The following is a 21,863-nucleotide window of genomic DNA, read 5'->3' on the forward strand; positions in this document are numbered from 1 at the left end:
TCGTTCGCTTCGATGGCGTCTATTTTGAACTAAGCTAGGAATTTTACCGTTCCCGCGTGGCGCTAAACTTGATCTCCGGATTGCGCTCTTCCTGATAGCCGACATCCCATGCTGACTTTGCCAAAAATACGAGATTGTCATCACGGTCTTTGGCGAGAGCACTCTGGTTGATATTGGCAAAGGCCTGCAAAGTCGCGTCATCGCCGCTGATCCAGCGGGCGGTCTCGAACGGGGCGATTTCCAGATAGGCATCGACCTTATATTCCACCTCTAGCCGGGAAACCAGCACCTCCAGCTGCAATTGTCCGACCACGCCGATGATCCAGTTGGCACCGAGCTCGGGATAGAACACCTGCACGACGCCTTCTTCGGATAGGTCGTCCAGTGCCTTGCGCAATTGCTTGGTCTTGGTTGGATCGCGCAGGATCACGCGGCGGAGAATTTCGGGAGCAAAATTGGGCAGGCCCGTGATCCGCACCTGATTTTTCTCTGACAAAGTATCACCGACCCGCAAGGTGCCGTGATTGGGGATACCGATAATGTCGCCCGGTTCCGCTGTGTCGGCAATCTCTCGGTCTTGTGCAAAAAACAGGATGGGCGAATGGATAGCAATCGGCTTGCCAAGGCCCGAAGGCGTCAGTTTCATGCCGCGCTTAAACTCGCCGGAACATAGTCGCATGAAAGCAATGCGATCGCGATGCTGGGGGTCCATATTGGCCTGAACCTTAAAAATAAAGCCGGTGATATCGTCGCTGGCTGGATCAATCGGTTCCGGTTCTGCAGGCTGCGGCCGGGGCGATGGTGCATAGTCGGCAATGGCCTCAATCAGTTCTTCGACACCAAATTGCTTCAGTGCGGAACCAAAATAGACCGGTGTCAGATCACCGTTCTGATAAGCCTCCAGATCGAAGCCGCTGTAGCCGCCTTGTGCCAGTTCACCTTCATCCGTCAGTCGTTCGAAGGCGCTGTCACTTAATGTTTCGGCCAGTTTGGGATCATCCAGTCCAGAAAATTGTTGCGTAACGCCATCATATATTTTGCTGTCACCGGTCGGCTGGTGCAGTTGGTTTTTGATCAGATCATAAACGCCTTCAAACTGGCCACCCATGCCGGCCGGCCAGCTCATCGGGCAAACGTCCAGTGCAAGCTTGTCAGCAACCTCGTCGAGCAGTTCAAACGGATCACGCCCTTCGCGATCGACCTTATTCACGAAGGTGATGATTGGTACGCTACGCAACCGGCAGACCTCGAACAGTTTCAGCGTCTGCGCCTCGATACCGCTAGCCGCATCGATCACCATGATCGCGCTGTCGACAGCGGTCAGTGTGCGATAGGTGTCCTCGGAGAAATCCTCATGGCCCGGTGTGTCGAGCAAGTTGAAGACAATGCCGTTGCGTTCAAAGGTCATGACGGAACTCGTCACGGAAATCCCGCGCTGCTGCTCGATCTTCATCCAGTCGGACCGCGCCCGCCGGTTGTCACCGCGCGCCTTAACTTCGCCGGCCAGGTGAATAGCACCGCCCTTTAAGAGCAGCTTCTCCGTCAACGTCGTCTTACCCGCATCGGGGTGAGAGATGATCGCGAATGTGCGGCGGGGTTTGGTCATATCAATATCTAACTCTCGTCATGCCGAACTTGTTTCAGCATCTCTCCATCTACTAGCCTATCTCAAGATCCTGAAATATGTTCAGGATGACGAATAGCCTAGCCCCTCAATTCCGCGCCCAATTTCGTCGCGTTTGCGACAACCTTGTCCGATAGGGCTTTTAGGTCCTCTTCGGTCAATGTCGCATCGGTCGGCTGGAGCGTCACTTCCACCGCCAGCGACTTTTTGCCTTCGCCCACGCTTGGTCCCTCGAATAGATCGAACAGCCGCGCGTCGGTGATCAACTTCTTATCCGCGCCCTTAACCGCGCGCACCAGATCGCCTGCGGGCAGATCAGCATCGACGATGAAGGCGAAATCGCGGGTAACGGCCTGCAATGCCGGTGGCGCAAAGGCATCGCGCATATGGCCAGACTTCTTCTTCAGCGGAATCGCATCGAGGAATATCTCGGCGGCAACAGCCGATCCCTTGAGGCCCAAAGCCTTGGTTGCAGATGGATGGAGCACACCATAAGCGGCGAGAATCTTCTTCGGCCCCAACCGCAATGTGCCGGACTGGCCGGGATGATAGTGATCACCAGCGTCAGCGAAATCCATCAGCTTTTCGGTCGGTGCGCCAGCGGCGTCCAATATCGCCAGCACTTCGGTCTTCGCATCATAGGCATCAAATTTACCTGCCGCACCGGTCTGCCAGCTGCGGGGACGATTTTCACCGGCCAGCGCCAGACCGATGGTCGGATGCTCGCTGCTTTCCAGATAGCGGCGTCCCACTTCGAACAGGCGAATAGACGACGCACCGCGCGCCACATTGCGCTGGGCCGCTGCGATCAGGCCAGGCAGCAGCGATGGCCGCATGGCCTTGAGGTCTTCGCTGATCGGATTGGCGAGCGACCATGTGCCGCCACCGAAAGGCGCAGCTTCTTTCTCGGAGATGAAGCTCCAGTTGACGACTTCGTTCAAGCCACGTGCAGCCGCCGCCCGGCGTGCCTTGCGTTCGGACATCTGTTCCGGCGAGGCAGTGGGTTTTGCTACACCCGGTTTGCGAGGGAGCGGCGTTGACGGAACCTTGTCCAGCCCTTCCATCCGGATGACTTCCTCGACCAGATCTTGCCAACCGGCAATATCCCGGCGCCAGGTTGGAATTGTGACCTGCCAATCCCCGCCAACAATAAAGCCCAGGGCTTCCAAAATGCTCTTTTGCTTGTCCGGTGCGACGTCCAGCCCACCCAGTGAAGCGCACTGGCTTGGATCATATGCGATTGTGCGCTGATCCGTCGGCGCTTTGCCGACACGGGTGATCTCGCTGGCTTGGCCGCCGCAAAGGGCTTGCACCAGCGCTGTTGCGATTTCTACGCCCTCTTCGAGAAAGGCCGGATCAACACCGCGCTCGAACCGTTGCCGCGCATCGCTGGTCAGCATTAGCTTCTGGCCGGTGCGTGCAATATGGGCTGGATCGAAATAGGCGCATTCTATCAGCACATCTTTGGTATTCTCGTCGGTACCATTGGCCGCACCGCCCATGATGCCACCGATACCATGGGCGCCCGCCTGATCGGCGATTACGGTCATGGTCTCGTCGAGCATATATTCCTTGTCGTTGAGCGCGACCAGCTTTTCACCAGCCTGCGCCTTGCGCGCAACCAGGCCGCCGTTGAGTTTGGCGACGTCATAGACGTGCAGCGGGCGACCCTGATCGAGCGTGACATAGTTGGTAATATCGACCAGCGCAGAAATTGGCTTCTGTCCAGCCGATTTCAGGCGTGCCTGCATCCAGTCGGGCGATGAGCCGTTGGTCACGCCGCTGACGGTGCAGCCGTAAAAGGCAGGGCAGCCTTCCGGATCGTCAATCGCGATATCGGGACCGGCCCCGTTGCGGGTAATGGCCTCAATGTCCAGCGGCTTGAGCGTGCCCATGCCGGCGGCTACCAGATCGCGGGCAATGCCGCGGACACCCATGCAATCCTGACGATTGGGGGTGATGGCGACGTCGATGACGGGATCGTCCAGCTGCGCATAGTCCGCATAGCTGCCGCCAACGGGAGCGTCTGACGGCAATTCGATGATACCGTCATGATCTTCACCCAGTTCCAGCTCGCGCGCGCTGCACATCATGCCAAAGCTTTCGACATCGCGGATTTTGGCAGGCTTCAAGGTGAAGTCACTACCGGGAATATAGGTGCCGGGAGGGCCGAATACGCCGACCATATCTTTGCGCGCATTGGGCGCACCGCAGACAACCTGCCACGGTTCATCCGAGCCATCGTCAACCTTCAGCAATTGCAGCTTGTCGGCATTGGGATGCGGTCCGGCTTCGATAACCTTGGCGACTCGGAATGGGCGCAAAGCATCGGCAGGATTTTCCAACCCTTCCAGTTCCAGACCGATATCGGTCAGCTTATCGGTAATCTCGGTCAGGCTTGCATCGGTGTCGAGATGGGCTTTGAGCCAGCTTAGGGAAAATTTCATGCGCCCACTCCTCCGCTTAATGTCGGAACATCCAGCGCATCAAAGCCATAATGGTCGGCCCAGCGCAGGTCGCCGTCGAAGAAAGCGCGCAAGTCGTCCATGCCATATTTCAGCATCGCTAGCCGGTCGATGCCGCAGCCGAAGGCAAAGCCCTGCCAGACATCGGGATCAAGGCCGCAATTGCGGATGACGTTGGGATGCACCATGCCGGAACCCAAAATCTCCATCCAGCCGCCATTTTCGCCACGTGGGTCACCACCGATGATCCGGCGGCCCTTTTCGACCGAGAAACCAAGGTCGATTTCAGCGCTTGGTTCGGTGAACGGGAAATAGCTCGGGCGCAGGCGCAGCTCGATATCGTCGCGCTCGAAAAAGGCGCGGACAAAGGTTTCCAGCGTCCATTTGAGATGGCCCATATGGATGCCCTTGTCGATCACCAGGCCTTCGACCTGATGGAACATCGGCGTGTGGGTCGCGTCGCTGTCGCTACGATAGGTGCGACCCGGCGCAATAATATGGATGGGCTCGCCGGCCCCGTCGGTCCGCTTGGCAACATCCATCATCGTGCGGATCTGCACAGGCGACGTATGGGTGCGCAGCAGCTTCGCCATCCCGTCTTCATCGGTCTGCGGGAAATAGAATGTGTCATGCATTGCCCGCGCGGGGTGCGTGTCCGGAATGTTGAGCGCGGTGAAATTGTGCCAGTCGTCCTCAATCTCCGGACCGGTGGCGACGGAGAAGCCGAGATCAGCGAATATCTCCGCCAGTTCGTCCATGACTTGTGAAACCGGGTGGATGCTGCCTTTGGGTGCCATGGGCGGCGGCAAGGTGAGGTCGAGCTTTTCGGTTGCGAGCTTTGCGTCGAGGGCTTCGGTCTCCATGGCTTCTTTGCGTGTCGCAATGGCATCGGCGACCGCTTGGCGACCGCCATTGATCTTCGGGCCTTGTTCCTGACGCTCTTCCGGCGTCATCTTACCAAGGGTTTTTAGCAGCAGGGAAATCTCACCCTTTTTGCCGAGCGCAGCCACACGGATGGCCTCCAGCGCGTTGCTATCGGCCGCCGTGCTAATCTGCTCCAGATATTTGTCCCTGATCGCTTCGATGTCGCTCATCATATTGTCCCGTTTTCTCTCGTTGCCCGTCTAGCAACCCCTGCGAAAAACCCAATAAAAAAGCGCCGCGAGATTGCTCTCCGGCGCTTCTTTGAAATTATGAAAATGCTTAGGCTTTGGCCAGAGCATCCTGCGCCTGTTTGATGATGCCGCTAAACACTGCGGGTTCATTCATCGCCAGATCGGCCATTACTTTACGATCCAGTTCGATCCCGGCAAGCTTGGTGCCGTGGATGAATGTGCCGTAGGTCATGCCTTCTGCGCGAACCGCAGCGTTGATACGCTGGATCCAGATAGCGCGGAAAGCCCGCTTTTTAACTTTACGATCGCGATACGCATATTGACCGGCTTTTTCGACAGCCTGCCGCGCGATGCGGATGGTATTTTTGCGACGGCCATAATAGCCCTTCGCCTGTACCAATAATCTTTTATGTTTTGTACGAGTGGTCGTACCCCGTTTTACACGTGCCATTTTCTATATCCTGTAAGTTTGAATGTCGCTGCGGCGGGATTAACCCAGACCGTATGGCGCCCATTTTTTGACTGTCCGAGCATCCGCATCACACAATTTCTTGGTGCCGCGGTTCTGGCGGATATATTTGCTGTTATGGCTCATCAAACGGTGGCGTTTGCCGGCTACGCCGTGCTTAACCTTACCGGTTGCGGTGATTTTGAAGCGTTTCTTCACACCACTTTTGGTCTTCAACTTGGGCATTTTGGTCTCCTCTAGATGGTACCGTTACGGACACTTATGGCAGCCCACACTGGCCAGAGCGTCACATAGGAAGGGCGGCAATAGCTAGATTCGCTCCAAATGCAAGTTTTATCGCGATCAGAACGACCATCAATGATGGCCAGCAATAGCCTCTAGTACATCATCCACCCGCGCATGGTCCCCGATCGCCAGCACATGGCCTTCGGATTCCGCATGGAGCGGCTCGCCGTTCCAGTCGCACATCATCCCGCCCGCGCCATCGACAATCGGGGCAAGCGCCGCAAAATCGTGGAGCATCAGGCCCGCTTCGCAGACGACATCGACATGGCCGCTGGCGACCAGGCCGTAATTATAGCAATCGCCACCATAGATGATTTTGCGCTGGGCAACCTTGCCCGCCAAACCCATGAAATGATCGGCTTCCAGTTCGTTGAAGCAATGCGGTGAGGTGGTGGCGAGGACGGCGTCCTTCAGATCGCGGCAGCGCGCCGCTTTGGCCGGTTCACCGTTGAACAGGGTCTCGCGCCCGACGACTCCGACCCAGCGTTCGCGCAGAATCGGCTGGTCGATGATCCCGATCAGCGGAAAACCGTCCTGCATCAGCGCGATCAGCGTGCCGAAAATCGGCCGGCCGGCGATAAAGCTGGTGGTGCCGTCGATAGGATCCAGCACCCATTGGCGCGAGGCGCCTTCGTTGCGGGTACCATATTCTTCACCGATAATGCCATCATCGGGGCGTTCGGCTTCGATGATGGCCCGCATCGCGGCTTCCGCGGCGCGGTCCGCTTCGGTTACAAAAGTCGAATCGCTCTTGGCTTCCTGATCAAATTTTGCGCGGAAGAACGGACGAATGGCTTCGCCTGCGGCTTCGGCCAGTCTTTGTGCTAGGTCGACGTCTTTCGGTGTCATTGGTCACTATCCGTTTCGGAAGGCGTCGGGCGCCAGGCCCATAGATATAGAATCAACCCAGTGATGATGAAGAGCGCACAGCCGGACAGCACCCAGCTATTTGCGTACCAATATTCGCCCCAGGTGAACTCACCAGCCATGATCCTTTTCCAGCCGTTGAAATGCTGCATTCCTCCGACGACCAAGCCTAGGACGGCTAGAGTGGACGCTATCCATCGAGTAAGCCAGTGCTGAGGATTGGTGAGCAACAGCAAGCCGAGAAGTCCGATGACGGTTCTTTGCGCGCGGCAAAAGGGGCAGACATATACCAGCCCTGCCAGTTCCGTGATCCAAGCGATGACGCAGATCGCAATCGCCAATAGCGCGATATGGATGCGATATTTCAGCAGAATTTCAAAGCTGGGCATGCCTGTCTCCCGAAGTTAGAAAATTGCGTCCCGATCTAGTCCCACAGGCTGCTGACGGAACTTTCATCGGCGATCCGCTTGATTGCTTCGCCGAGCAGCGGTGCAATTGGCAGAACACGGATTTTGCTGGAATCGAGAGCAGATTGCGGGGCCTGAATCGTGTCTGTGATGATCAGCTTGCGCAGCGAAGAGGCGTTGACCCGCTCTACAGCTTTGCCGGAAAGAACACCGTGGGTAATATAGGCGGCGACATCGGTTGCGCCCGCCGCGATCAAGGCATCGGCTGCGTTGCAGAGGGTGCCGGCGCTGTCGGCGATATCATCGATCATCACACAGAATCGGCCTTTGACGTCGCCGATGATGTTCATCACTTCGGATACGCCCGCTCGTTCGCGGCGTTTGTCGACAATGGCCAGTGGCGCATTGTCCAGCCGCTTGGCCAGCGCTCTGGCGCGAACCACGCCGCCGACATCGGGTGAGACGACCATGATGTCTTTGTCGGCGTGGCGCGATTTAATATCTTCGCTGATCACCGGTGCGCCATAGAGATTGTCGGTCGGGATATCGAAAAAGCCCTGAATCTGTCCGGCGTGAAGATCAACGGTCAAGACGCGATCTGCACCCGCTTCGGTGATCAGGTTGGCGACCAGCTTGGCCGAAATCGGCGTGCGTGGTCCTGGCTTTCGGTCTTGCCGGGCATAACCGAAATAAGGGATGACGGCGGTGATACGCTTGGCTGACGCCCGGCGCAGGGCGTCGATGCTGATCAGCAATTCCATTAGATTATCGTTGGCGGGGTGGCTGGTCGACTGCACGACGAAGACATCTTCGCCGCGAACATTTTCGTGGATTTCTATGAAAATCTCGTCATCGGCAAAACGCTTCACGCTTGCATCGGTGAGCGGAATATCCAGATATGCGGCAATTTCCTTAGCAAGCGGCAGATTGCTGTTGCCTGACATGAGTTTCATATGTGCGTTCCCCGAAGTAGCGGTCCGCCAGAATCGCCAGCGAGACCTCATGACAATTTTGTGACCCTGTTAGACAGAAGGCGGTGAAATCAAAAGTCCGTATTTGCGTTTATTTCGATTGCTCCACACAGTGGCCCTTTCTATCAGGGCATGATGACGAAAAAGCTTATCATCACCATGGCGCAACTGAATCAGAGTGTGGGCGATTTGCGGGGCAATGCTGACGCGATGATCGCGGCGCATAGCGGCCGGCCGGATAGCGACCTGATCGTGTTCCCCGAATTGCAATTGATCGGCTATCCGCCCGAAGATCTGGTGCTAAAACCTGCGGTCTGGGAGCGGGCCGAGGCCGAACTTAATCGGCTGGCGGCGGCGACCGCTGGGCCGGGGGCGGCGATGCTCGTTGGATCGGTGTTTCGGGAAGATGGCAAGCTGTACAATGGCATCGCGTTGCTTGCGGACGGACATGTTCGGGATATTCGCTATAAACACGAACTGCCCAATTACGGCACATTTGACGAAAAGCGTCTCTTCTCGTCGGGCCCATTACCCGAACCAATAACGTTTAAAGGTTGTAAAATCGGGTTGCCGATCTGTGAAGATGTCTGGTTTCCGACTGTATGCGACCATTTGAAGTCCCGGGGTGCGGAGCTGTTTATATCCGTGCATGGTAGCCCCTATGAAATTGAGAAAGATGATTTGCGCCTAGGTCAGGTCGCGACGAAGCGCGTGCAGGAAACCGGAATTCCGCTGCTGTTTCTGAACCGCGTTGGTGGGCAGGATGAAATTGTCTTCGACGGCGCGAGCTTTGTGCTCAACGGCGACGCTAGCGTGATGCACCAACTGCCCGATTGGGACGAGGTGATCGTCGATACGCATTGGTCGGGCGAAGAGGGAAACTGGATTTGCACGGCCGGCGAAATTCACCAGCTGGATGATCACCCAGCTGATATCTATAATGCGATGGTTGTGGGCCTGCGTGACTATGTGAACCGCAATCGTTTTCCAGGGGTCTTGCTTGGCTTGTCGGGAGGAATTGATAGTGCCTTGTCAGCGGCGGTCGCCGTCGATGCCTTGGGTGCCGACCGCGTGTGGAACGTCATGATGCCGTCACGCTTCACGTCGCAGGAAAGTCTGGACGATGCCGAGGGCTGTGCCGACATGCTGGGCACCAGATTGGATACTATTCCGATCAATCCCGCGATCGAGGGCTTTGATGCGATGCTGGAGGACAGCTTCGCGGACAGCAATGTTGATATTACCGAAGAAAATATCCAGTCGCGGATTCGCGGGGTCACGTTGATGGCGCTGTCGAACAAATTTGGTCATATGCTGCTGACCACCGGTAACAAGAGCGAGATGAGCGTCGGCTATGCCACTATTTATGGCGATATGGCTGGCGGCTATTCGGTGTTGAAAGATGCTTATAAGCTGACGGTTTTCAAGCTTAGCCGGTGGCGCAATCGCAATAAGCCCAGCCTTGGCCTTGGACCGGATGGCCCCGTCATGCCGGACACGGTGATCACCAAGCCGCCGAGTGCGGAATTGCGTGAAGATCAGAAAGACAGCGACAGCTTGCCGGATTATGAAATTCTTGATCCGCTATTGCATGGACTGATCGAGGAAGAATTGTCGGTTGATGATCTGGTGGCACGGGGATTTGATCGGGAAACGGTGGTGCGGATCGAACGACTTCTCTATATTGCCGAATATAAACGGCGTCAGGCCCCACCGGGCGTTAAGCTTGGCTCCCGAAATTTTGGCCGCGACCGGCGCTATCCGATAACCAACGCATTCAGGACTGTATGACCATAAAAACTCGCTTTGCCCCGTCACCGACGGGCCACCTTCATGTCGGTAATATCCGGACCGCGCTTCACAATTGGATGTTCGCGCAAAAAGAAGGTGGCACCTTCCTGTTGCGGCTCGATGATACCGACGCGGAGCGATCCAAGGAAGAATATGTCGATGCGATCCGGGCGGACTTGGCGTGGCTGGGACTGGCCTCTGATGAGGAGCGGCGGCAATCGGACCGCTTTGACCGTTATGAAGAGCAGTGGGAAAAATTAAAGGCCGATGGCCGTGTCTATCCGGCTTATGAGACCGCTCAGGAATTGGACCTGAAGCGCAAGATTCAACTCGGTCGGGGCAAGCCGCCCATTTATGACCGCGCAGCATTGGGACTCACCCAAGAAGAAATCGCAGCTTTCGAAGCAGAGGGCCGCAAACCGCATTGGCGTTTCAAGCTTGATCATGAAACACCGATTACGTGGACCGACCGCATTCGAGGCGACCAGAATTTTGACCCGGCATTGCTGTCCGATCCGGTCATTCGGCGCGAAAATGGAAGCTGGCTCTATATGCTGCCCTCGGCGATTGACGATATTGATATGGGGATTACCCATGTTGTGCGCGGCGAAGACCATGTTGCCAATACCGCGGTGCAAATCCAGATGTTCCATGCTCTTGGTGCAAAAGAACCCGAATTTGCCCATGAGGCGCTTCTGGTCGGTACCGAAGGAAAGCTATCGAAGCGCCTTGGTTCGCTAGGTGTCAGCAGCTTTCGTCAGAAAAATATCGAACCCCAGGCGATTGTTGCCTTGTTGGCCCGCATTGGCACCAGTGATCCGGTTGAACCGATTGCCGATGTACAGCAGCTGATTGCTACCTTCGACTTTTCCCGTTTTGGCCGAGCGCCAGCGCGGTTTGATGATGAAGAACTGGCGCAGCTCAACCAGAAAATCGTTCATCTGCTGGACTATGCAGATGTGAACGACCGGCTGCCGGACGCAATGGATGCTGAAGCATGGGCGGTTATCCGGCCGAACCTGCATGATATGGGCGATGTGGAGCAATGGTGGAAGGTGGTAACCGGACCGATTTCCCTTCCGGAGATATCGGCCGAAGATAAAGAATTTCTGACGGTCGCCCACGATAAGCTGGAAGAGATGGAAGCATCCGACGACTTATGGAAGCGGCTTACAACGGCGCTCAAAGAAGAAACGGGGCGGAAAGGAAAGCCTCTGTTCATGCCTTTGCGTCAGGCGTTGACGGGGTTGGATCATGGCCCGGATATGAACGCATTGATCCTGCTAATCGGCCGTGATGGCGCGCTGACGAGATTGGCCGAAGCCACATCCTAACCCTCTCTTAAATTAGAATATTCAAGCTGAGCACAGCCTTGTTTGCAATAGAATATGTAATAGTATATCATAACAATCGGTGTTGAGGTCAGATAGTCAGACAGGCACGGGCCGCTCCGCCACTTTTGAGGATGGTTGAGAGGATATAATCATGAGCTATGTTTCTGTTTACGAAAACAAGACTCCGCGGGCCAAAGGCGTGGCAATGGCGGCTGTTGTTCACGCAGTGATTATTGCGGGCGTGATCGCGATGCCGGGGATTGAGATTCCGGATACGTTTAATGGGCCTTTCGTCGCCATTCACATTCCGTCACCGCAGCCGCCTGAGCCGGTGACTAAAGAGCAAAAGCGCGACGTTGAGATAAAGCAGAAAAACCCGCGAAAGAAGCCTTCACAGCCGATCATTGATTTGCCGCCCGTTGCTACCAATGACTATTCCGATCTTATCTTTGCGACAGGATCTGAGGGGGCGGGCGATGAAATCCCTTTCGAAGCGATCGAAATAGCGCCTGATCCAGTGATGGTCGGCGCGAGCTTGAACAAGCGCTATGCCCAGCAGTTCCAGCCGGCTTATCCGTCAGGTCAATTGCGGATGGAACGCGAGGGCGAGGTTAGTGTCCGTGTTCTGGTCGGCACTGACGGGCGAGTTAAGCAGATCGAGCTGATCGATTCTCCGCATCTCGATTTCTGGCACGCGACCCGTAAGCAGGCGCTGCGAAAATGGCGTTTCTTGCCAGCGACAAAAGACGGCAGGCCGTTTGAAAGCTGGATGATGCTAAAAGTGCGCTTTGAAATCAACAGCTGATCGCCCTAGCGGATGACCGCCACTCACTTCCCGTGGCAAATTTACGGGAAGGGCTGGTCATCCGCGTGTTGCGACACTATTTGGGAATCATGGGCCTTATAAAAGATGCATCCGTAACCGGCGGATTTGGCGATTTAGTCGCTGTATTCCGTCAGAGTGAACCGGGGGAGCGCTTGCTCCCGGCGGTTTTGGCCATCGCCTGCACGACGTTCATTCTTTTCCTTTTCTGGCTCGATCCCAAGGTAAATACGTACACTTATGTACCGCAGGAGGTCATTTATGTCGAAAACTGGACCGTTGACCGGACTGATGAAGAAATCATGCAGGACCGTTGGGAAATTCAATGTCTGAAGGACAAGCTTGAAGATAAGCGTCGCGAAGCGGTCAAATCTCTGGGGCGCATGTCCGGTATGGATGTTGACGAAATCGAACGCGAAGCCGTTGCGGCTCGCCTCGCACGCGGTGAGGTAGAGGTGGAACGTCCTGCTGGCTTGCAATGCTAACCCCTGCTAGCGACGCGCATTTCATGGCGGCGGCACTGGCTCTATCAGAGCGGGGGCGGGGCCGGACCGGCGGCAACCCGAATGTCGGCTGCGTCATTGTCAAACATGGTATCATCGTAGGCCGGGGCTGGACTCAGCCGGGTGGCCGACCGCATGCCGAGCAGATGGCGCTGGCTGAAGCGCGCGCATCAGCCAAAGGCGCCGACATTTATGTGACCATGGAGCCCTGTGCTCATGAAAGCAGCCGGGGGCCGACCTGTAGCAACGCCATTATAGCCGCAAAGCCGAAGCGGGTTATTGTCGCGACTCTCGATGCCGATGAACGCACAAGACGCAGGGGCATTGATAGGCTGGGTGATGCCGGCATTCCCGTATCTGTCGGTATCCTTGAACCGGCAGCGCGCCGCACGATGGCCGGTTTTTTGTGCCGTATCGAAAAGGAACGGCCATTTGTTTCGCTCAAATTGGCAATGTCGCTGGATGGATGCATTGCCATGGCCGATGGCACCAGTCAGTGGATCACTGGTGATCGCGCGCGTGCGCATGCCCATTTGGAGCGGGCGCGCAGTGATGCGATTCTGGTGGGCGCCGGAACAGCGAAGGCAGACCGGCCGGGACTGGATGTCCGGATCGATGGACTGACGGATCGTTCACCCCAAGCGATTGTGCTCGGCCATGATCCTGAACTACCGGGCGATTGGTTGCAAATTTCCGAACCAGCGGCAATAGCCGATTTGGCCGACATCAACTGGCTACTCATAGAAGGCGGCGCAAAAACCGCAGCATCTTTCCTGCAAGCCGGGCTGGTCGACCGGCTTTTGCTCTATCGTGCCCCGATCATCATCGGCGGCGGCTTGCCCGGCGTAGCCGATATCGGACTGGAGAATCTCGGCGACGCGCATGGACAGTGGCGTCGGATCGATCAGCGGGCATTGCGGCAGGATGTGCTTGAGATATATGACCGCGCAGCCTAGGCTCCGGCTAGTGTAAAGCAAATAGGATCGTCCATGTTCACAGGCATTGTTTCAGATATTGGTACCATCGAATCGCTGGATCAGCGTGGTGACCTCCGTGTCAGGATCAGCTGCGGTTATGCAATGGACGGCGTCGACCTCGGGGCTTCCATTGCCTGTTCGGGTATCTGCCTGACAGTGGTCGAAAAAGGGCCTGACTGGTTCGCCGTCGATGTGTCGAGCGAAACCCTGTCATGCACCGCGCAAGGGCAATTTACCGCCGGGCGTCGCTTGAATCTTGAGCGCGCCCTGAAGGTTGGCGAGGAACTGGGCGGTCATATTGTGACCGGCCATGTTGACGGTATTGGTGCTGTGGTTTCCAGCACGGCTGCAGGAGATTCCCAGCAGGTTGTGATCCGGGTTTCGAAAGATCTTGCACCCTATATTGCGGCGAAAGGGTCGATCACGGTCGACGGCGTTTCGCTGACCGTGAATGCAGTTTCCGATGATGAAGAGGGGGCGTTGTTTACTCTCAACATCATTCCGCACACCGGTCAGGTGACGACGCTTGGCGAACTCGAAGCCGGTCGTGCCGTCAATCTGGAGATTGACATTTTGGCACGCTATCTGGCGCGGATGGAAAAGGTCCGGTCCTTAGGCTGAAGCCGGCTTTAGGCGACCGATGGTCGATTGTTCACGGCTTAGAACGGCAGCCATTTCTGCTTCTTGCTGAACTTCATATAGCCGACATTCGCACCCAGCCGTAGCCCCGCCCCTAGTCGTACGGGGATCAACACCTTGTCGCCGCTGCGCAGATAGCTGACATGGAAGCCGCCGATGAAATAGGCCGCGCCTTCGCCGGCGGGGAAGCGCTGAAACAGCTCTTCGCTATCATAGAGATTATAGACCAGCACAAAACTGTTGGCGGCATTGCCTCCGAAATCAAAGCCGATTGACGGGCCTGTCCAGTAGACCGGCCGTTCGCCTTCGACCTTGTGATATAGTTTGCCCGAACCGTAGCGTAGCCCGACGACGAAAGCGCCGCTGGCTTCACGACCAGTGATATAGGCGTTGGGCCGACCCTGTTTCTTCAGGATATCTTCGATCACCTGGGCAAGGCCTTTTGCGCCTTTGCCAAAGACGCCTTCGGCTGCGCCGATCAGATCATCGTCCTGATAGGTGGTATCGTCCGCTAACGTAGAGGTAGCTAAACCGTTTTCCGTCGCGCCTGTCGTATCAGCCGGCGTAACAATATCCGCATTGATGTCGCTGTCGATCGGTGCGTCTTCAACCATATTTGGGTTTGGCGCAGCGGGTTCGAAATTTCCATCATAGTCGGGCGCAGCCAAGTCGGCATCGATCACATCATTGGGATCGACATTCTCCACTTGTGCGAACGCGGGGGATAGGGCCGGCGCAGTGGCAAAAGCCAAAACAGCAAACAAGCCCAATGATTTCTTCAAAAACAACGGTAACATTGGGTAAATCCTTCCATTACCAGCCGCAGAAAGCTCTCGGCTGTTGCACATGACCACGCAATGAACGGACGACGAGATGAGTCGATTCTGCGGCGGCTTGAGTCGCTTTGCCGAAATTGGGTAGATTTCCGATTTTCCAGCGCGTTTTTACGCGGTCCACTTTACCCGTTGCAGGGAGCGCAATGCATGGTTATATAGCGGGCCTTGGCCAACTGCGGGGACACGTGGGTGAGCGGCTGAAACCACCTCCTTGCTAAGGAGACAAGCCTTTACGGGCTTCGAGGGTTCGAATCCCTCCGTGTCCTCCATTTATACTATCCTAGAAATCCCAGGCCGTTCCGTAAGCCTATGATTTTTATAGGCTTTTTAACTTACGCGATTCTCAAACACTCTTACAATATTTCACTTATGCTTGCCATAGTGGTGGGGTAAGTCGGGATGGTTGAAAATGAAGAAACTAACGACGACAAAAATCCAGCATTTCAAAAAGCTCGGTAACTAAGGTGACGGCGATGCCTTGACGTTGATTCTGACAAGTCCAAAGAAGGGCCGTCAGAGACTTCAGGTATTGTATTAGCGGTAGAAGGCGGGATATTTTCTTGGCTCGGTCGGCCTGGTGTCAGTGGCCGAATCCGCTAGTCATCCGGTCTTTCGGCTCAAAAAGCACCATCCTGTTGTCGCCGCGATTCTGGATTGATGAGCGAGCCTCCGTTTCTTGCCATCACTTTCAAGCAAGTTCGCTCAGTTGCGGCAATCTAGGTCTGTAAAATCACGCAGGCCGATTGGCAGTTTCTGATGCCTTTGCCAAACTTGACAATCTGGCTAGGCCGAAATGTCAGATTTCTGGACAAGATCGAATAGCCTGCCGATTGCGAATCATCGGATCACTTAGTAAAGCGTGCCCTCCCGTTCCCGATTTATGGCTTCGGTTCCTATAAGTGGCGTTCCTCAGTCTTTCACCCGATTAGACGGGTTCTACAATTGGTAGCATGCGCTAACCTATGGCGTTCATCGTTTCGTTCGCTTAAGGAGCTTGGTAACTCAACTTCAACAACAATTAGGGTGTGATATTTTGGTTAAAAAACCTACCAAAAAGAGGCTAAGCATGTCCACAAGGAAGCTCTCTAGTCCCGGCGCGCGTTTTTATGCATTTGTAGTGTTTTTTGTGCTCGTATTTTTTACTGGGGGTGGTTCGCGGGATGATATTCAATCACTGCTGATTTTGCGACCGCTCGCTGTGTTTTTTTGCGCCTATGCGCTGACTGTAAAGACCCCAGAGCTATGGACGGGCAGGATGTTTCCGCTCTATATTGTGGGTGCGCTCTCGGCCCTCATGGTTGTTCAGCTAATACCTCTGCCGCCACCAATCTGGGTCGAGTTACCGGGGCGTCAGATATTCGCTGACATTGCTGACATTGCAGGCATTGCACAGCCATCGCGGCCATTGTCTTTGTCACCATCGAAGACGCTTAATAGTCTGTTTTCGCTTGCCGTGCCGATTGCTGCGATGATGCTCTATCTCAACCTTGATCGCGAGTATCGCAGGCGCGCAGTACCGGTAATTATTATACTGTGTTCGTTGAGCGCGCTGTTTGCGATATTTCAGGTCATTGGTCCGTCGCGCGGACCGCTGTATATATACCGTATCACCAATTTTGGGGCCGGCGTTGGCCTCTTTGCCAATCGAAACCATCAAGCAGTCTTACTTGCTTCTACAATTGTAATGATTGGCTGGTACGCTGGTTCTTTGGCGCCGAATGTCAGGCAAGCTGCGTTGAAATTTTATGCCTCGGTAGCGACTATTCTCGTTTTTGTGCCGCTCATTTTCATTACCGGATCCAGAGCGGGGCTGCTGTTGATGGTGCCAGGGCTGATTTTGGCTTTGTTTATGACATATTTTGGTAAACAATACACCGCAGGTACTTTAAAAGGAAGGAGTTATAAATCATCAAAAAGCACCTTATTTGCTGATCGCCGATTGTTATTGACGATCAGCATCTTGACAGTACTGGGAATAGCGGCCTCGTCTATCCTTCTGTCCCGTTCAATGGCATATGACCGGCTTTTCGATGGCAATGTCGCTGAAGAACTACGTATCCAGCTTCTGCCTACATTGTTAACAATGACTAAAGAATATATGCCTTGGGGTAGCGGGTTCGGTTCGTTCGAACATGTCTACAATATATATGAGCCACAAGAGCTGCTCAACCCAACCTATCTGAACCAGGCTCATAATGACTGGCTTCAATTCCTTATTGAGGGCGGCGTTCCTGCCTTACTGCTCCTAATTTGCGTTTTTGTCTGGTTTGCCAAGCGCTCGTGGATCGTGATAAAAAGTTGGCGCAATTCCAATTCCGCAAAATATCGTGTTCTAATGTGTATTGCGGTTATGTCTTTTATGCTTGCTGCGAGTATCGGAGATTATCCCTTGCGCGTTCCTTCAATAGCAGCGGTATTTGCGGTGCTGATTTGTACTTTCAACGATAGTGTAGCTTCCATTCAGCGGCGAAGCATCGATCGACACTAGATAAGGTTGACGATTCGCGGCAAAAATTTTGCTTATCCGGCCAAGATACGGTTTACCTGCGAAACCACATAGTCTAACGGAATTCAATAAATAGTGGAATATCTGATAAAATGGTCAAACGTTTATTGCTTCTGATGGTAGTTTCATTGCTGCCATCCTGTGCTGGTCCGTCAGTTTTGGGAAATAGCCCTGATGTTACGGTTGTCTCGACCGAAGGAATGCCGGAGCCGACCCGCGTTGATCTGCTGAGTTCCAATCGACCCTATTTAATCGGCCCTTTCGATAAACTTAAGATCGACGTTTTCGGGATTGAAGATTTGAGCAAGGAAGTTCAGATTGATGCCAGTGGGCGCTTGTCCTTTCCTTTGATCGGCGTGGTCGAGGCCTCGGGCCTGACGCCGGGAGAACTCGCAGACGAACTCGAAAATCGCCTTCAAGGGCGCTATGTTCGCAATCCCGAAGTCACAGTAAATCTGGAAGAGACCGTAAGTCAGGTAATTACTGTTGATGGTCAGGTTGATAGACCGGGACTTTATCCGGTTATTGGTCGTATGACACTAATGCGTGCTGTAGCAACAGCGGGCGGCGCCGGAGAATTTGCGAGATTAAATGATGTGGTGATCTTCAGGACCGTAAATGGCCAGCAAATGGCTGGTTTGTACAATCTGAAAGGGATTCGGCGAGGAAATTATAGTGACCCGGAAGTATTCGCTAATGATGTTATTGTTGTGGGTGATTCTCAGGCGCGCAGGATTTTTAAGGATATCATTGCGGGATCCTCGTTTATAACTACTCCGCTTATCATCCTATTTAGAAAATAGTTGGCGCAACAAGGTTTTGAAATTCGATGGATAGTATGACGGACAATAACGAACAGCTTGCTATAAGTTACGATCCTTATGATGATGTGCATCATGAACCCCCGATGCTGTTGCAATATTGGCAATCTGTGTTGCGCCACAAGATTGCCATCGGCGCTATTCTTGCAGTTTGTATCGCTCTGGGTATTATTGTAACGCTGCTAATGACGCCCTATTTTACTTCGACATCCAGAATTGAGATCAGTCGTGAGCAAGAGTATTTTACCAATGTAGAAGGTCTGGCGGGCGCTGATGGAGCTGGTCAAAACCTTGAATTTTATCAAACACAATATTCATTGCTCGAATCTCGATCACTAGCCGAGCGGGTTGTTCGTGCCGAGAATTTGGCATCGAAAGATAGCTTTTTTGCGACGTTTGGTGTTGATCCAGACGGTTCAGGTATTTTGACAGAAACTCCAAAAGCACAATCCTCTGTTCAGCGAAGTGAGCGCCTGAAAATGGCGACTGATCTATTGCAAGAACATGTCAGCGTGTCGCCGATTCCTGGATCAAGTTTAGTTGACGTAAATTTTGAAAGCCCCAACGCAAAACTATCTGCTGAAATTGCTAATTCCTGGATTGAGCAGTTCATTGCGTCTAATCTTGACCGGCGCTTTAATTCTACTGCAGATGCACGAGAATTTCTTGAAGAACAGCTCGCTGAGCTTAAGCAGAAGCTGGAAGATTCCGAACGTAACCTGTCCCGCTATGCTGACAACAAGGAAATTATAACGTTATCTTCTGAGCAGACTGCAGAGGGTAAAACTGTCTCGCAAAAAACGCTAGCCTCCGCAAATCTAGAAGCGCTGAACGCCGAACTTGCCGAGGCCACTGCGGATAGAATTGTGGCAGAGAGCGAAGCCGCTCAACAACTAGGTAATAAAAATGCGCTGGCCAACGGTGCTCTAAATAGTTTGCGCGAAGAACGCGCAAAAGCACAGGGCGAATATGCCAAGCTTATGGTGCAGTTCGAGCCTGAATACCCAGCTGCAAAAGCAATTGAATCACAAGTTATGGCTTTAAACCAGAGTATTGCTGCTGAAGAAGCGCGTTCACGTATCGGCACTGCAGCTCGTTATAGCGAAGCCGTTGAGAGAGAACAAAAGCTGCGAAGTCAAGTTAACAGGTTGAAGAGTCAATTCAGCGGCGAAAGACGTGACTCCATTCAATATAATATATTCCAGCGCGAAGTTGACACTAACCGGCAGTTGTATGACGGTCTTTTGCAGAGGTATAAAGAAATTGGAGTGGCGGGTGTTGGAGCAAATAATATTTCTGTTGTCGATCGTGCCGAACGTGCCGAACGTCCGTCCAGTCCAAGGCTGTTGCTTAATGTAGCGCTTGCAATTCTTGCCGGTCTTGGTTTGGCAGCATGTTATGTTTTAGTGATGGAGCAGATTGATCAAACGGTGAAAGACTCAGCCGATCTGAAATCAAAACTCGGAATCGCGCCACTGGGATCAATTCCCAATTTTGAGAACGAAGACATAGCGGCAAGCCTAACAGACAAAAAGTCGGTGGCTTGGGAAGCGTACATTTCTATACGAACCAGCATGTCTTTCTTGACAGATCACGGGGTTCCGCGATCTTTTCTGCTAACCAGCACACGTCCGAACGAAGGAAAGAGTACATCAGCCCTAGCTTTGGCAGCGGTTTTGGCTAGCACAGGCAAGCGTATCTTGATTGTTGATGGCGATATGCGCAATCCATCACTTCATCAGATGATCGGTATGAAAAATAGCGCGGGTTTGAGCAACTATTTATCCGGATCAGATGACCTTGGGCAACTTATTCATCAAAAAACCTCTTTTGGCTTTGATGCAATGACTGCTGGGCCGATACCCCCAAATGCGGGAGAGCTCTTGAGCAGTACACGGCTGCAGGAATTGATCGCTAGACTCGGTGAGAGCTATGATACAGTTGTCATCGACGCGCCGCCTGTACTGGGATTGGCAGATATCCCACTATTGGCAGCCTCTGTTGAGGGCGTAATCTTCACTATTGAGGCCGGCGGTGTAAAATTGCATGCTATTCAATCGGCCCTGCAACGCATCAGAAGCTCTCATTCGAATATCTTTGGCGGAATTGTAACCAGAGTACAGCCACAACATTCGGGTTATGGATATGGCTATGCATATCAGTACAGTTACGGGAATAAGGCTGCTGTGGAAACATAGTATAAAAGCCACATTATGATTATATGCTGAAGATTTTTTTTATTTGGATCGCGGCGATTTCCATCGCCACAATATCGGGGGCGACGGCAATGGGTGCTATCGCCAAGGCGAAATCGCCAGAGCTTGCACTCTCACTTTCCCCTCAAAATGGGTTTGCCGCGCAGGCGATGGTCTCGAATGTGACTATGATTGCTGTGATAGAAAAGCAGGGCAGTTTTCCCGATTCAATTGACCCTGCTTGGAGCGCAATGGCGGTCCAAGCATTTCAATCTGAAGCGGTCAGTCCAGATGCAATAGCTGTGATAGCCTTATCACGCACCGGATATGTTCGCCGAAAGTTGATGGAAAAAGCGTTCGAGCTTTCGCGTCGCCGAAAGACTGTAATCGGGTGGTTGATTGCGGATAGTGGGAATCGCGATGAACTTACGAATCTGCTTAACTATTATGATACATTGCTGCGATCAAGCTCGTCTGCAAACAGTGTTGTCATGCCAGCCATGGCATCGGCACTCGCAGATCATAGCGCAATAGCCCCCTTGGCAAGTCTTCTGTCAAAAAAGCCACCTTGGGCTTTCCGCTTTTGGAGACAAGTTTCTTCAACTCCGCAAGCTACGAGGAATGCAGTCCAATTGCGTCAGCGGCTTTACAGGCCTGGTGAACTCACCGACGATTACTCGGATCCGTCTTTGATTGGGGCGTTGGTCAGAGGCGAGCAGTATCGAGAAGCAAACGAACTCCATAGTCTGTTATCAAATGGCTCCTCAAGCAGCTCGCTCATCAAAAATGGATCGTTTAGCTATGAGCCTAAATACCCTCCGCTTGATTGGCAGCTATTTTCGACCGGAGAGTATGGAGCTGTGGCTACGGATGGAAGTTTACAGATTAGCGCTATTGCCAATTCAGGAGGGCTTTTTGCTAGGCAGCTAGTAAGGTTCCCATCAGCGGTTCTTCAAATCGACACCAAATTCGCTAGCGAAATACCTGAAGACGCGAATTTGGAGCTTAGAATATCGTGCGCTGAAACAATTGCGATTGCACCGGTGCCTGTGCGGCTCCCGCTAACAGATCAGTCGGAACATAAGCAGATCAGTAACGAATCTTCGGGTTGCAGTTATTTTTGGTTCGATATAGTTGGCCGCGCGTCGGAAAAAGGCGATGGGTTTGACACTGTTCTGGAATCTGTTTCGCTCCACCCAAAATGACAACGAGAACGGGACCTTAAGCGCCAAGCC

At 53.6% G+C, this 21,863-nt stretch carries 19 protein-coding genes and 1 tRNA gene; 11 read left to right on the forward strand and 9 right to left on the reverse strand.

Going from position 1 to position 21,863, the window contains the following annotated elements:
- Nucleotides 1-43: 43 nt before the first annotated feature.
- From ABJG22_RS01755 to ABJG22_RS01790, 8 genes are all read right to left on the reverse strand, one after another.
- Nucleotides 44-1,606 carry a peptide chain release factor 3 gene (locus tag ABJG22_RS01755; protein ID WP_348018513.1) on the reverse strand — a complete coding sequence of 521 codons (1,563 nt, stop codon included), beginning with the start codon at nt 1,604-1,606 and terminating at the stop codon, nt 44-46.
- Between the two features lie 98 nt (nt 1,607-1,704).
- Nucleotides 1,705-4,071, reverse strand: coding sequence for a phenylalanine--tRNA ligase subunit beta (gene pheT / locus ABJG22_RS01760; protein ID WP_348018514.1), 2,367 nt, complete (start codon nt 4,069-4,071; stop codon nt 1,705-1,707).
- Nucleotides 4,068-5,186, reverse strand: a complete 1,119-nt coding sequence (pheS, locus tag ABJG22_RS01765) for a phenylalanine--tRNA ligase subunit alpha (protein WP_348018515.1) — start codon at nt 5,184-5,186, stop codon at nt 4,068-4,070. Before pheS ends, pheT begins: the two co-directional genes overlap by 4 nt.
- Nucleotides 5,187-5,292: 106 nt before the next feature.
- Nucleotides 5,293-5,655, reverse strand: coding sequence for a 50S ribosomal protein L20 (gene rplT / locus ABJG22_RS01770; protein WP_348018516.1), 363 nt, complete (start codon nt 5,653-5,655; stop codon nt 5,293-5,295).
- A gap of 39 nt (nt 5,656-5,694) precedes the next feature.
- Nucleotides 5,695-5,898, reverse strand: coding sequence for a 50S ribosomal protein L35 (gene rpmI, locus ABJG22_RS01775; RefSeq protein ID WP_066741203.1), 204 nt, complete (start codon nt 5,896-5,898; stop codon nt 5,695-5,697).
- Nucleotides 5,899-6,027: 129 nt separating this feature from the next.
- Nucleotides 6,028-6,807, reverse strand: a complete 780-nt coding sequence (gene hisN / locus ABJG22_RS01780; protein ID WP_348018517.1) for a histidinol-phosphatase — start codon at nt 6,805-6,807, stop codon at nt 6,028-6,030.
- Nucleotides 6,804-7,214 carry a hypothetical protein gene (locus ABJG22_RS01785; RefSeq protein WP_348018518.1) on the reverse strand — a complete coding sequence of 137 codons (411 nt, stop codon included), beginning with the start codon at nt 7,212-7,214 and terminating at the stop codon, nt 6,804-6,806. The genes hisN and ABJG22_RS01785 overlap by 4 nt, the downstream gene beginning before the upstream one ends.
- A 35-nt stretch (nt 7,215-7,249) precedes the next feature.
- On the reverse strand, nt 7,250-8,185 hold the full coding sequence (locus ABJG22_RS01790; RefSeq protein WP_348018519.1) for a ribose-phosphate pyrophosphokinase: 936 nt from the start codon (nt 8,183-8,185) through the stop codon (nt 7,250-7,252).
- A 153-nt stretch (nt 8,186-8,338) separates the two neighbouring features.
- On the opposite strand from ABJG22_RS01790, the gene ABJG22_RS01795 reads away from it, so the two are divergent.
- The 6 genes from ABJG22_RS01795 to ABJG22_RS01820 all read left to right on the forward strand — a co-directional run bounded on the left by ABJG22_RS01795 (nt 8,339) and on the right by ABJG22_RS01820 (nt 14,252).
- Nucleotides 8,339-9,994 (forward strand): NAD+ synthase, encoded by a 1,656-nt coding sequence (locus tag ABJG22_RS01795; protein ID WP_348018520.1) that lies wholly within the window; start codon nt 8,339-8,341, stop codon nt 9,992-9,994.
- On the forward strand, nt 9,991-11,328 hold the full coding sequence (gltX, locus tag ABJG22_RS01800) for a glutamate--tRNA ligase (protein WP_348018521.1): 1,338 nt from the start codon (nt 9,991-9,993) through the stop codon (nt 11,326-11,328). The genes ABJG22_RS01795 and gltX overlap by 4 nt, the downstream gene beginning before the upstream one ends.
- 151 nt (nt 11,329-11,479) lie before the next feature.
- Nucleotides 11,480-12,133, forward strand: coding sequence for a TonB family protein (locus ABJG22_RS01805; RefSeq protein ID WP_348018522.1), 654 nt, complete (start codon nt 11,480-11,482; stop codon nt 12,131-12,133).
- Between the two features lie 32 nt (nt 12,134-12,165).
- Complete coding sequence (locus tag ABJG22_RS01810) at nt 12,166-12,636, forward strand: hypothetical protein (protein ID WP_348018523.1); 471 nt, start codon at nt 12,166-12,168, stop codon at nt 12,634-12,636.
- Nucleotides 12,630-13,610, forward strand: a complete 981-nt coding sequence (gene ribD / locus ABJG22_RS01815; RefSeq protein ID WP_348018524.1) for a bifunctional diaminohydroxyphosphoribosylaminopyrimidine deaminase/5-amino-6-(5-phosphoribosylamino)uracil reductase RibD — start codon at nt 12,630-12,632, stop codon at nt 13,608-13,610. Before ABJG22_RS01810 ends, ribD begins: the two co-directional genes overlap by 7 nt.
- A gap of 33 nt (nt 13,611-13,643) precedes the next feature.
- Nucleotides 13,644-14,252: a riboflavin synthase gene (locus tag ABJG22_RS01820; RefSeq protein ID WP_348018525.1), complete on the forward strand. Its 609-nt coding sequence runs from the start codon at nt 13,644-13,646 to the stop codon at nt 14,250-14,252.
- Between the two features lie 38 nt (nt 14,253-14,290).
- Here ABJG22_RS01820 and ABJG22_RS01825 read toward each other — a convergent pair whose 3' ends face one another.
- Nucleotides 14,291-15,067, reverse strand: a complete 777-nt coding sequence (locus tag ABJG22_RS01825) for a DUF1134 domain-containing protein (RefSeq protein WP_348018526.1) — start codon at nt 15,065-15,067, stop codon at nt 14,291-14,293.
- 218 nt (nt 15,068-15,285) lie between these two features.
- On the opposite strand from ABJG22_RS01825, the gene ABJG22_RS01830 reads away from it, so the two are divergent.
- The 5 genes from ABJG22_RS01830 (at nt 15,286) to ABJG22_RS01850 (ending at nt 21,833) form a co-directional block, all read left to right on the forward strand.
- A tRNA-Ser gene (locus tag ABJG22_RS01830) sits at nt 15,286-15,375 on the forward strand.
- A 797-nt stretch (nt 15,376-16,172) separates the two neighbouring features.
- Nucleotides 16,173-17,594 carry an O-antigen ligase family protein gene (locus ABJG22_RS01835; protein WP_348018527.1) on the forward strand — a complete coding sequence of 474 codons (1,422 nt, stop codon included), beginning with the start codon at nt 16,173-16,175 and terminating at the stop codon, nt 17,592-17,594.
- Between the two features lie 110 nt (nt 17,595-17,704).
- On the forward strand, nt 17,705-18,415 hold the full coding sequence (locus ABJG22_RS01840) for a polysaccharide biosynthesis/export family protein (RefSeq protein ID WP_348018528.1): 711 nt from the start codon (nt 17,705-17,707) through the stop codon (nt 18,413-18,415).
- Between the two features lie 26 nt (nt 18,416-18,441).
- Complete coding sequence (locus ABJG22_RS01845; RefSeq protein WP_348018529.1) at nt 18,442-20,631, forward strand: polysaccharide biosynthesis tyrosine autokinase; 2,190 nt, start codon at nt 18,442-18,444, stop codon at nt 20,629-20,631.
- A gap of 23 nt (nt 20,632-20,654) precedes the next feature.
- Nucleotides 20,655-21,833 carry a hypothetical protein gene (locus ABJG22_RS01850; RefSeq protein WP_348018530.1) on the forward strand — a complete coding sequence of 393 codons (1,179 nt, stop codon included), beginning with the start codon at nt 20,655-20,657 and terminating at the stop codon, nt 21,831-21,833.
- Nucleotides 21,834-21,863 lie beyond the last annotated feature (30 nt).

It is taken from the genome of Parasphingorhabdus sp. (assembly GCF_039939955.1).
Taxonomy (GTDB): domain Bacteria; phylum Pseudomonadota; class Alphaproteobacteria; order Sphingomonadales; family Sphingomonadaceae; genus Parasphingorhabdus.

Coding starts and splice junctions, on each gene's coding strand:
- ABJG22_RS01785 (WP_348018518.1), bottom strand. CDS start 7,214: ATGCCCAGCTTTGAAATTCTGCTGAAATATCGCATCCATATCGCGCTA.
- ABJG22_RS01820 (WP_348018525.1), top strand. CDS start 13,644: ATGTTCACAGGCATTGTTTCAGATATTGGTACCATCGAATCGCTGGAT.
- ABJG22_RS01795 (WP_348018520.1), top strand. CDS start 8,339: ATGACGAAAAAGCTTATCATCACCATGGCGCAACTGAATCAGAGTGTG.
- ABJG22_RS01845 (WP_348018529.1), top strand. CDS start 18,442: ATGGATAGTATGACGGACAATAACGAACAGCTTGCTATAAGTTACGAT.
- ABJG22_RS01805 (WP_348018522.1), top strand. CDS start 11,480: ATGAGCTATGTTTCTGTTTACGAAAACAAGACTCCGCGGGCCAAAGGC.
- rplT (WP_348018516.1), bottom strand. CDS start 5,655: ATGGCACGTGTAAAACGGGGTACGACCACTCGTACAAAACATAAAAGA.
- pheT (WP_348018514.1), bottom strand. CDS start 4,071: ATGAAATTTTCCCTAAGCTGGCTCAAAGCCCATCTCGACACCGATGCA.
- hisN (WP_348018517.1), bottom strand. CDS start 6,807: ATGACACCGAAAGACGTCGACCTAGCACAAAGACTGGCCGAAGCCGCA.
- ABJG22_RS01790 (WP_348018519.1), bottom strand. CDS start 8,185: ATGAAACTCATGTCAGGCAACAGCAATCTGCCGCTTGCTAAGGAAATT.
- ABJG22_RS01850 (WP_348018530.1), top strand. CDS start 20,655: ATGCTGAAGATTTTTTTTATTTGGATCGCGGCGATTTCCATCGCCACA.
- pheS (WP_348018515.1), bottom strand. CDS start 5,186: ATGATGAGCGACATCGAAGCGATCAGGGACAAATATCTGGAGCAGATT.
- ABJG22_RS01835 (WP_348018527.1), top strand. CDS start 16,173: ATGTCCACAAGGAAGCTCTCTAGTCCCGGCGCGCGTTTTTATGCATTT.
- ABJG22_RS01840 (WP_348018528.1), top strand. CDS start 17,705: ATGGTCAAACGTTTATTGCTTCTGATGGTAGTTTCATTGCTGCCATCC.
- ribD (WP_348018524.1), top strand. CDS start 12,630: ATGCTAACCCCTGCTAGCGACGCGCATTTCATGGCGGCGGCACTGGCT.
- gltX (WP_348018521.1), top strand. CDS start 9,991: ATGACCATAAAAACTCGCTTTGCCCCGTCACCGACGGGCCACCTTCAT.
- ABJG22_RS01755 (WP_348018513.1), bottom strand. CDS start 1,606: ATGACCAAACCCCGCCGCACATTCGCGATCATCTCTCACCCCGATGCG.
- rpmI (WP_066741203.1), bottom strand. CDS start 5,898: ATGCCCAAGTTGAAGACCAAAAGTGGTGTGAAGAAACGCTTCAAAATC.
- ABJG22_RS01825 (WP_348018526.1), bottom strand. CDS start 15,067: ATGTTACCGTTGTTTTTGAAGAAATCATTGGGCTTGTTTGCTGTTTTG.